A 10,395-nucleotide genomic window follows, 5' to 3' on the forward strand; every position below is an offset into this window, starting at 1 on the left:
GGCTGTCCTAACCGTCCGGCACGGCTCGAAGCGCGTTCGGATGAAGGCGAAAACGACGCAAGGCGGGTTCGCAGGTGATGCTTTCTTGGCACGTTGCGGCAGGTCTATCGGTCAAATCGACAAATATTCTTGTGCCCCCGCCGATTTTGCGCCTTTTGTCGGCCATACAAATCGAAATGGGAGAGCTGGAATGACGATCTTCGGAGCTTCGCTGCGAACGCTCGCGTTTATGGGGGCGGGCTTCGCCCTCGTCCCGCACGCGGCGCTGGCACAGACGCAGACGGACGAGGACACCGATGCCACGGTAACGCAGGCCGAGGAAACGGAGTCGCAACAGGGCGGCGGCACGATCGACGCGTTCGACACCATCGTCGTCAGCGGCACCAAGACCCGGAACGCTGAAAACGTCCAGGACGTGCCCGTGGCGGTCACCGCGTTCAACTCGGAAAGCCTCGAGGCGCTGAAGATCCGCGATATCCAGTCGCTCACCTACAGCGCCCCGAACGTCAGTCTCGACCAGATCGGCACCAGCCGCGGCAATGCCAACTTCTCGATCCGCGGGCTGGGCGTCAATAGCTCGATCCCCTCGATCGATCCCACCGTGGGCGTCATCGTCGACGGGGTCTATCTGGGCTTCAACGGCGGCGTGGTGTTCGACCTGTTCGACCTCGACAGCATCGAAATCCTGCGCGGCCCCCAAGGCGTGCTCTTCGGCCGCAACGTGACCGGCGGCGCGGTGCTGATCAACACCGGCAACCCGACCGAGGAGTTCCGCGGCAAGTTCCGCGCGGCGGTCGACGGGCCGTGGGTCGATGATCGTGGCGGTTCGAACTACACCGTCTCTGGCGTCATTTCCGGCCCGGTGATCGAGGATACGCTGCTCTTCAAGGTCGGCGCCTATTACAACAAGGACGAAGGCTACTTCATCAATTCCTTCGACGATTCCAACCACGGCGAGGCGGAAACCAAGATCCTGCGCGGCGCGCTCGAGGGGCGCTTCGGCGCACTGATGATCCGCGGCAAGCTCGACTACTTTACCAGCGAGGGCGATGGACCTTCGGGCCAGAACGGCAACCGTTACGGCCGCGACACCTTCGATTTCTCGATCGACAATCCGGGCAGCTACGACAACGAGATCTGGACCGGATCGGTCACCGCCGAACTCGATGTCGGGCCCGGCACGCTGACCAACATCTTCGGCTATCGCAAATATTCCGGCACCACGGCGGGCGACATCGATGCCTCCCCCTTCTTCCTGTTCCATTCCGATACTGAAACCGAGCAGGAGCAGTACTCGAACGAACTTCGCTATGCGATGGACCTCGATCCCATCGAACTGACGGTCGGCGGGTTCTGGATGGATTCGAACATCGCCTATACCGAGGTGCGCGATCTTCCGCCGAGCAGCCCGCTCACCTTCTACGGCGGCGGTTTTCAGGATCACAAGGTGCTGGGCGTCTTTGCCAATGCCAACATCAGCCTGACCGACCGGTTCAGCGTGATCGCCGGCCTGCGTTGGAGCCAGGAAGAAAAGGACGGCGGGGTGACCTATATCCGCCCGCGGCCGGCCTGTTCGGTGGTTGACGGCACCTGCCCGACATCGGGTACCAACCCCTTCATCCCGAGCGAGAACAACGGTTTTGCCGAAGACGTCAAATGGACCAACTGGTCGCCCAAGCTGGGCGTGCAGTACGAGTTCGACCGTGGGCAGATCTATGCCCACTGGACGCGCGGCTATCGTTCGGGCGGTTTCAACTTCCGCGTGACCAATCCGGCGGTGTTCGAAACCGTCGTCATCCCGGCCTCGGACGGCAACCCGTATTTCGACGAGGAGAAGGTCGACAATTACGAGATCGGCGGCAAGTTCCAGACCGACGATCGCGCCTTCACCCTGAATGGGGCGGCCTATATCACCAAGATCACCGACATGCAGCGCGAGGTGAACCAGTCGAGCCCCACCGCCGGGGTCAGCCAGTTCATCCTCAACACCGCCGATGCCTCAATCTTCGGCGTGGAAGCCGAAGCCCGCATGCGGGTGAGCACCGGCCTGCTGTTCACCGCCAATGCCGGCTACATCGATGCCTCCTACGATCGCATCCTGTTCGACATTTCGGGTGACGGCGTGGTGTCGGATGCCGACCTGGAGCTCGATCTGCCGCGCGTGCCCGAATTCACCTTCGGCGCGGGCGTGATCAGCGACATCGACATTGGCGCGGGCTCGGTGGTGACGCGCGCGAACCTCCAGTACCGCGATCGCTTCGCCTATACCGACAGCAATTTCGGCTGGATCCAGGACAGCATCAGCGTGGATGCCAACATCACCTGGAACACTCCGATGGAGGGGCTGTCGTTCTCGCTTTACGGCAAGAACCTGCTCGACGAGGTCCAGTACGGCGGGGACACCCAGCTGCCGTTCCCGGGCCCCAACTCGACCGGGGTCAACCGCCCCTATGCCTACTACCCGGCTGCCGGTTCCTTCCGGCCGCTGAGCAAGGGCCGGCAGATCGGCGTCGAGGCTTCGTTTGAGTTCTGACGCAGCGTCGCAAGGCCGTTTTGGAGAGGGGCTGCCGCAAGGCGGCCCCTTTTCGCGTCAGGCCGGGTCGCGCTCGCCAAACAGCGCCGTGCCCACCCGCACATGCGTCGCCCCCAGCATGATCGCGGTTTCATAGTCGCCGCTCATCCCCATGCTGCGCCCGGCAAGCCCGTGCTCGCGCGCCAGCTTGTCGAGCAAGGCGAAGAAGGGGGCAGGCTCGATCCCGTTGGGGGGCAGGCACATTAACCCGGCGAGCGGGATGCCCGCCCCGCGCGCACGTGCCAGCAAGGTGCCGAGCGACCCGACCGGGCACCCTCCCTTCTGCGGCTCCTCACCGACATCCACCTGGACGAAGCAGGGCACCCGGCGCCCGGTCTTGTCGAACGCCTTCGCAAGTGCGCCCACAAGGCTCGGCCGGTCAAGCGAGTGGATGACGTCGAAGAGGCGCACGGCGTCCTCTGCCTTGTTCGATTGCAGCCGCCCGACGAGATGCAGCCGGACATCGGGATAGTCCGCGCGCAGGGCAGGCCATTTGTCCTGCGCTTCCTGTACGCGGTTCTCGCCGAAATCGCGGTGCCCCTCGACCAGCAGGGGAACGATCGCGTTGGCGGAATGGTGCTTGCTGACCGCGACAAGCGTTACTTCGTCCGGCATGCGGCGCGCACGCGTGCACGCCTGTTCGATCGTCTGGCGCACCTGGGCGAGCGGAGTCTGTGCCATTTCCATCGCCGCGCGCTATAGCTGCCCGATGGCGCGAAACCATCCCCTCCCGCTCGTCTGGCTGCTGTCGGACGCGCGCAACGATGCGTGGCTGGACACCGCGCTGCCCGCTCTGCCGGCCAATTCGGGTTTCGTCTTTCGCCATTACCACCTCCACGGGGAGGAGCGCGCGCGCCGGTATCATCACCTGCGCGAGATCGCGTGGACGCACGGGCACCGCGTCATCCTTGCCGGGAATGACGACTGGCCGTGCGACGGGCGCTACGATCGCCGCCCCGCGCCGGGCGGGCTGTTTCTCGCCAGCGCGCATGATGGCGACGAACTGGAACGCGCCGCACGGGCCGGGGCCGACGGCATCTTCCTCTCGCCCGTGTTCGCCACCCGCTCGCACCCGGGGGCGGGGCGGCTGGGCGTTCATGGCTTCCACGTCCTTGCCCAGCGTTCGCCGGTGCCGGTCATCGCGCTCGGCGGAATGTCGCCGGGGCGGGCGGCCGAGCTTGCCTGGCCGCGCTGGGGCGCGATCGACGGCCTTGAGCCCGCACCGCGCGCTTGACGCGGCAAACCGGTTCCACCCATACTGAGCAGCTACGGACAAGGGGACGGCAGATGGCGACGCGCGCAGGCGCACAACCCGATTGGCGGGCGGCGTTCCGCCGATCGCTGCGCCGTGCCCTGCACATGACAGGCGCGCTGCTGCTGCTCCTGCTGCTGGCGTTCCTGGCGCTTGCGCTGGCGAGCTATACCCAGACCGATCCCAGTGGCTCGACCGCCGCCAGCGGGACCGAGATTGCCAACTGGATGGGGGCCAGCGGGGCATGGGCGGCAGAGCGCGTGCTGCTGTTCTTCGGGCTTCCCTCGATGCTGCTTCTGCCGATGCTGTGGATCTCTGCCCGGCGGTTGTGGACCGGGGTGGAAGACGACGAGGAAGAACGCACGCCGGGGCGGTGGTGGGGGCCGTTCGGCCTGCTGCTGGCGGCGATGGCGCTGCTCGGCACGGTCATCGCGCTGATCTTCGAAGGCTCGCCCGGGCCGTTCCCGGCGGGGGCCGGGGGCGCTCTCGGCCTCCTTGGCGGCGGAGCGATCCAGGCGATCGCCTACAAGCTTGGCGGGGCGTTCGGCGGATGGATCGTCGGCGCGCTCGGACTGGCCGCGCTGGTGGCCGGGGTTGCGCTATGCACCCGGGTGTTCGCGATCGACTGGGCGCAATTCTTCACCCTGCCTGATTTCATCCGCCGCCGGCGTGACGAAATCGGCGCGATCGACCTGCCATTGATGCCGCGCAAGCCGGCGACCCGCCGCGCGGCGCGCGACGATGCCGATGAAGCGGAGGAGGACGATCGCGAGATGCCCGCCGCGCCCCGTGCGGCACCTGAAATTTCCGACCCGATGCCCGCGCCGGCCCAGTCCCGCCCGGCCGCCGCCCGGCAGCAGGACATGTTCGCCAATTATCAGCTTCCCAGCATCGACCTCCTCACCGATGCTCCGCCGCATCCGGCGGCGAAGCTCGACAAGATCGCGCTCGAACGCAACGCCCGCTTGCTGGAAAACGTGCTCGACGACTTCAACGTCAAGGGCAAGATCACTGCCGTCCGCCCCGGGCCGGTGGTGACCATGTACGAGCTTGACCCGGCACCCGGCATCAAGGCCAGCCGGGTGGTGGGCCTGGCCGAAGACATCGCCCGCAACATGAGCGCGATAAGCGCGCGGGTCTCGCCCATTCCGGGGCGGACGGTCATCGGGATCGAGCTGCCCAATACCAATCGCCAGACGGTCAGCTACAAGGAGCTGGCCACCTCGGCCGCCTTTGCCGACAACAAGGGCATGCTGCCGATGATCCTGGGCAAGGACATTGCCGGCGAACCGATCGTGGCCGATCTGGCGGCGATGCCGCATCTGCTGGTGGCGGGCACCACCGGCTCGGGCAAGTCGGTGGGGCTGAACACGATCCTGCTGTCGCTGCTCTATCGCTTCACGCCCGACGAGTGCCGGCTGATCCTGATCGATCCCAAGGTGCTCGAACTCAAGACGTACGACGACATTCCGCACCTGCTCTCGCCGGTGGTGACCGAGCCGGCGAAGTCCGTCCGCGCGCTCAAATGGGCGGTGGAGGAGATGGAGCGGCGCTATCGCATGATGTCGAGCGTCAACTCGCGCAACATTGCCGGGTTCAACGACAAGGTCCGCACCGCCGCCGCCAAGGGCACCCCGCTCGGCCGGCGGGTGCAGACCGGCTTCGATCCCGAGACCGGCGAAGAGCGTTACGAGGAAGAACAGCTCGATTATCGTCCGCTGCCGCTGATCGTGCTGATCGTCGACGAACTGGCCGATCTGATGGTGACGGTGGGCAAGGAGATCGAGGTCCTGATCCAGCGTCTCAGCCAGAAGAGCCGGGCGGCCGGCATCCATCTGATCATGGCGACCCAGCGCCCCAGCGTCGACGTCATTACCGGAGTGATCAAGGCGAACCTGCCCACCCGCATCAGCTTCAAGGTCACGAGCCGGATCGACAGCCGCACGATCCTGGGCGAACAGGGCGCTGAACAGCTGCTGGGCAAGGGCGACATGCTCTACAAGCCCAACACCGGCGCGATGATCCGCGTGCACGGCCCGTTCGTGTCCGACGACGAGGTCGAGCGGGTGGCCGATCACTGGCGCGCACAGGGCAAGCCCGATTACGTCGATGCCGTCACCGAGGAACCGGAAGACGGCGGGCATTTCGGCTTCGAGGACGACTTCACTGCTTCCGACAATCCCGAGGAACGCAAGTACCGCCAGGCCTGCCAGATCGTGATCGAGAACCAGAAAGCGTCGGGCAGCTGGCTCCAGCGGCAGATGGGCGTGGGCTACAACACCGCCGCCAAGTGGATCGAGCGGATGGAGGAAGACGGCCTCGTCGGCCCCGCCAACCATGTCGGCCGGCGCGAGATTTACCGCGACCAGGACGGCAATCCGCTCTAACCGACGAGCGATGAGGAACGCCGATTCAACCGCCGCCCTGACGGGCGAGGCCTCCGAGGGCGCGCAGCGGACCAGTCCGAGGTGGATTCACGGCCCGCTCGGCCGCATGCTCGTGCCGCTGCGGCGCTGGTGGTACGATCGCGTGGTCGACGATGTCGATCAGCAGGCCGTGATCGCCAAGATCGCAAGCGAAAGCGGCACCTCGCCGCGCTATATCTTCATGACCATGATGTCGGCCGGGATCGCGATCCTGGGCATGCTGCTTGCCTCGCCGGCGGTGGTGATCGGCGCCATGCTGCTGTCGCCGCTGATGAGCCCGATCCTCGGCGCCGGCTTCGCCCTGTCGATCGGCAAGGTGAAATGGCTCAAGCTTAGCGCCCGGGCACTGGCCATCGGAACCATCGCCGCAATCGCCTTTACCGCGCTGATCGTCCTGCTGTCGCCGCTCAAGACGATGACGCCGGAAATCGCCGCGCGCACCCGCCCCAACCTGTTCGATCTGCTGGTGGCGCTGTTCTCGTCGCTGGCGGGCTCCTATGCGATGATCCGCGGGCGGGAAGGCACCATCGTCGGCGTCGCCATCGCCACCGCGCTGATGCCGCCGCTGGCCGCGGTCGGCTTCGGACTGGCGACCCTCAACTGGACGGTGTTCGGCGGGGCGATGGCGCTTTACGTCACCAATTTCGTCACTATCGCGCTGACCGCCACGGTGATGGCGCGGTTGTATGGTTTCCGGACCGACCTTTCCAGCCGGCAGGGCTGGATGCAGGGACTGGGGATCTTCGCCGCCTTCGTGGCTCTGGCCGTGCCGCTGGGCCTGTCGCTGCGGCAGATCGCGCTCGAGGCCAATACCCAGCGCGTGGTCCGTTCGGCCATGGCCGACAGTTTCCCCGAGGGCGCCCAGGTCGAGGAGCCGACGATCAACTGGGGCACCGAACCGCTGGCGATCAGCGGGACCGTCTTCACCCCGGTCTTCAATCCCAAGGCCAATGCCGAAATCGGCGCCCGGGTACGAGAAGTGCTTGGCAAGCCGGCCAAGGTCCAGATCGAGCAGTTGCAGGTCGGCTCGGCACCGGGGGCGGCAGAGCAGGCCGCATTGTCGGAGGCGCGGGGCGCCCGGTCCACCGCCGCCAGCGAACGCGAGATCGCGACGCTGGTGAATGCCCTTACCCTTATCGCGGGAGTGGAGCGGTCGGCGGTGACGGTCGACCGCGACAACCGCCGCGCGCTGGTGGCGGCGCGGCCGCTTCCGGGTCTGTCGCTGGCCGGCTGGCGCACACTTGAACAGCGGGCGGCGGCCAGTGCGCCTGAATGGTCGGTCTCGCTCCGCCCCCCGTTCGCCCCCTTGCCCGCCATCCCGCTGGAGGATGGAGAGATCGGCGAGGAAGGGCAGCGCAGTCTGGCGGTGATTGCCTGGGCCGCGGAAAGGCTTGGCTATGCGGTGACGCTTGCAGGGCGGGGGGATGCGCTCGAATCGGCGACGATCACGCTGCGCGAAGCCGGCGTGACACTAACGCAAAGCGAAACCGGCCCGGCCGACCGGATCGAAGCCCGCTGGGAGGCTCCGCCGCAATAAGATGTCGCGCGGATCGCTCCGCTTGCAGCCTTATTGGGCGGGGCGTAACGGCGGCTTCGAGACAAGGAGAGAGCGATGCGCATCGGGTGCCCCAAGGAAATCAAGAACCACGAATACCGCGTGGGCCTGACGCCCGAAAGCGCGCGCGAACTGGTCAACCACGGCCACGAGGTGTGGATCGAACAGGACGCCGGCTGCGGCATCGATGCAACCGATGCGCAGTATATCGCCGCAGGCGCGAAGATCGTCGACGGGCCGGACCCGATCTTCGCCGAATGCGAGATGGTGGTGAAGGTCAAGGAACCGCAGGCGGACGAGCGCAAGAAGCTGCGCGAAGGGCAGATCCTCTACACCTACCTCCACCTCGCCCCCGATCCCGACCAGACGCGCGACCTGGTGGCCAGCGGCGTCACTGCTATCGCCTACGAAACGGTGACGGGCGCCAACGGCCAACTGCCGCTACTAAAACCGATGAGTCAGGTCGCCGGGCGGATGAGCGTGCAGGCCGGCGCCACCGCGCTCGAGAAGGCGCATGGCGGGCGCGGGGTGCTGCTGGGCGGCGTGCCGGGGGTGATGCCGGGCAAGGTCGTGGTGATCGGAGGCGGCGTGGTCGGCTTCAACGCGGCGCAGATGGCCGCCGGGCTGGGGGCGGACGTCACCATCCTCGACCGCGATCCCGAGGTGCTGGAAAAGGTCGGCACCCATTTCGAGGCCCGCGCGAGCACCCGCTTCTCCAACTACGCCAACCTCTATGACGCGGTGACGCAGGCCGACCTCGTCATCGGCGCGGTGCTGATCCCCGGGGCCGCGGCGCCCAAGCTGGTGACGCGCGAGATGCTGAAGGACATGAACAAGGGAGCGGTGCTGGTCGACGTGGCGATCGACCAGGGCGGCTGCTTCGAAACCTCGAAGCCCACCACCCACGCCGAGCCGACCTATGTGGTCGACGGTATCGTCCACTACTGCGTCGCCAACATGCCCGGCGCCGTGGCGCGCACCAGCACCTATGCCCTCAACAACGTGACGCTGCCCCATGCTTTGCGGATCGCCGACCTCGGGTGGAAGGAAGCCCTCAAGCGCGACCCGCACCTGGCGGCGGGGCTGAATGTCCACGCGGGCGCGGTGACGTATGACGCCGTGGCGCGCGAGTTAGGGTATGAGTATCGCGCGGTGGGGGATGTGTTGGGGGTTTGAGCGGTGCGGCAGCCTCCGACCTGTTGTGGCGGATTTTTCTTCGACCTTCTAAAAACACAGTTAACTACCGAAACTCAATTTTTCCTTTTCTCCCGACCATTCAAGAGGTAAATTTAATTGAATGACGCTGCGAACAGTTGACAGCGCGATGGGAGGGATTTGTGGTTAAGAAAAGGTTGCTCGCTAATTTGGGCTACTACCTGATAGTACTGGCATTCTTGGTTTACGGCGGATTTAGGATGTTCGGGGGAGTGCAAGCCGTCGGGCAAGTCAATGGCTGGACAGACACCGAGATTGGGATTGCTATCGTTGATGCTCTAACGCCCGGCTTCCCAGCCCTTTCGAAGCGAGCAATCATACCCCTTACAATGTCGACCTATTTGGGTTGGAGTGCAGTCATGGGCGTGGTCCTGACGTTTGGCTCCCTTCTCGCCCTTTTTAAACTGCGTTCTGGGTACTGGCTTATGGCCACATATTTCATGCTCTTCGGCGTGATGTTCATCAACTACTTAGTTTTCAATATTAAGGTCGGACACCTTGTGGCGGGACTTGCGCTTTTTGGCATAATGCTGCGATTATCGAATGTGCATTCGCCTTTCAGGAGGGTGCAATCCAGACCTGCCGCTTAAACCGTGCGTTCTTGAGAAACTCGAACAGCGACAGAAAGCGTCCCAGGGGCTTCCCATCCCATTGCGGACGTCGAGACTACCCCAAAAACGGCCCCGCCACGGCTTCCGTGATACGCGCCGGCCTTCCGCTTTCGCGGTCGATCATCGCCCAGGTCGAGCGCACCGCCACCAGCACCTTGCCCCCGTCATCGCGGAAGTCGACGCAGCGGTCGAAGCGGGCGCCGCGGGGCGGGTCGGGGATCCAGGTGCGCGCCGTTACCGTCTCGCCCGGGCCGACATTGCCGCGATAGTCGATCTCGTGCCGGACCACGACCCAGATGTAGCGATCGACCACCGCCGGGTCCGCCACCGCGCGCCAGTGGGCGGTGGCGATGTCCTGCACCCAGCGGACCCATTCGGCATTGTTGACATGGCCGAGCTCGTCGATGTGCCCGGCTGTGGCGGTGAAGGTCTGCGTGAAGTCTGCGCTCACTCCGTCATGCCCATCTGCCACAGGATGAAGGCGTATTCCTCCGCCGTTTCGTAGAGCGAGGCGAAGCGGCCCGACTTGCCGCCGTGCCCGGCGCCCATGTTGGTCTTGAGGAGCAGTTCGTTCCTGTCGGTCTTCATGTCGCGCAGCTTGGCGACCCACTTGGCCGGCTCCCAATAGGTGACGCGCGGATCGGTCAGGCCGGCGAGCGCCAGAATTGGCGGATAGGCAAGCGCTGCCACATTGTCATAGGGCGAATAGGCGGCGATGGTCCGGTAGTCGTCTTCCGAAGCGATGGGATTGCCCCATTCACACC

General features: G+C 65.4%; 8 protein-coding genes. 5 read left to right on the forward strand and 3 right to left on the reverse strand.

The window, feature by feature from the left end; all coding sequences use genetic code 11:
- Positions 1–190: 190 nt before the first annotated feature.
- Positions 191–2,533, forward strand: a complete 2,343-nt coding sequence (locus tag ACHFFA_RS02595) for a TonB-dependent receptor (RefSeq protein ID WP_394269270.1) — start codon at positions 191–193, stop codon at positions 2,531–2,533.
- Between the two features lie 57 nt (positions 2,534–2,590).
- On the opposite strand, the gene ACHFFA_RS02600 is transcribed toward ACHFFA_RS02595, so the two are convergent.
- Positions 2,591–3,259, reverse strand: coding sequence for a YggS family pyridoxal phosphate-dependent enzyme (locus ACHFFA_RS02600; protein WP_394269271.1), 669 nt, complete (start codon positions 3,257–3,259; stop codon positions 2,591–2,593).
- 22 nt (positions 3,260–3,281) lie between these two features.
- Here ACHFFA_RS02600 and ACHFFA_RS02605 point away from each other — a divergent pair, with 22 nt between their 5' ends.
- The 4 genes from ACHFFA_RS02605 (at position 3,282) to ald (ending at position 8,981) form a co-directional block, all read left to right on the forward strand.
- Positions 3,282–3,806: a thiamine phosphate synthase gene (locus tag ACHFFA_RS02605; protein WP_394269272.1), complete on the forward strand. Its 525-nt coding sequence runs from the start codon at positions 3,282–3,284 to the stop codon at positions 3,804–3,806.
- Positions 3,807–3,859: 53 nt separating this feature from the next.
- Positions 3,860–6,211 carry a DNA translocase FtsK gene (locus ACHFFA_RS02610; protein WP_394269273.1) on the forward strand — a complete coding sequence of 784 codons (2,352 nt, stop codon included), beginning with the start codon at positions 3,860–3,862 and terminating at the stop codon, positions 6,209–6,211.
- A 10-nt stretch (positions 6,212–6,221) separates the two neighbouring features.
- Positions 6,222–7,787: a DUF389 domain-containing protein gene (locus ACHFFA_RS02615; protein ID WP_394269274.1), complete on the forward strand. Its 1,566-nt coding sequence runs from the start codon at positions 6,222–6,224 to the stop codon at positions 7,785–7,787.
- A gap of 75 nt (positions 7,788–7,862) precedes the next feature.
- On the forward strand, positions 7,863–8,981 hold the full coding sequence (ald, locus tag ACHFFA_RS02620; RefSeq protein WP_394269275.1) for an alanine dehydrogenase: 1,119 nt from the start codon (positions 7,863–7,865) through the stop codon (positions 8,979–8,981).
- A gap of 705 nt (positions 8,982–9,686) precedes the next feature.
- Here ald and ACHFFA_RS02625 read toward each other — a convergent pair.
- Together ACHFFA_RS02625 and ACHFFA_RS02630 are read right to left on the reverse strand one after the other, a co-directional pair.
- Positions 9,687–10,082, reverse strand: coding sequence for an acyl-CoA thioesterase (locus ACHFFA_RS02625; protein WP_394269276.1), 396 nt, complete (start codon positions 10,080–10,082; stop codon positions 9,687–9,689).
- The coding region (locus ACHFFA_RS02630; protein ID WP_394269277.1) for a prolyl oligopeptidase family serine peptidase at positions 10,079–10,395 on the reverse strand (317 nt) is incomplete at its 5' end. The genes ACHFFA_RS02630 and ACHFFA_RS02625, both read right to left, overlap by 4 nt.

The organism is Qipengyuania sp. (genome assembly GCF_043423005.1).
GTDB lineage: Bacteria > Pseudomonadota > Alphaproteobacteria > Sphingomonadales > Sphingomonadaceae > Qipengyuania.

Coding starts and splice junctions, on each gene's coding strand:
- ACHFFA_RS02600 (WP_394269271.1), bottom strand. CDS start 3,259: ATGGAAATGGCACAGACTCCGCTCGCCCAGGTGCGCCAGACGATCGAA.
- ACHFFA_RS02595 (WP_394269270.1), top strand. CDS start 191: ATGACGATCTTCGGAGCTTCGCTGCGAACGCTCGCGTTTATGGGGGCG.
- ACHFFA_RS02615 (WP_394269274.1), top strand. CDS start 6,222: ATGAGGAACGCCGATTCAACCGCCGCCCTGACGGGCGAGGCCTCCGAG.
- ACHFFA_RS02605 (WP_394269272.1), top strand. CDS start 3,282: ATGGCGCGAAACCATCCCCTCCCGCTCGTCTGGCTGCTGTCGGACGCG.
- ald (WP_394269275.1), top strand. CDS start 7,863: ATGCGCATCGGGTGCCCCAAGGAAATCAAGAACCACGAATACCGCGTG.
- ACHFFA_RS02610 (WP_394269273.1), top strand. CDS start 3,860: ATGGCGACGCGCGCAGGCGCACAACCCGATTGGCGGGCGGCGTTCCGC.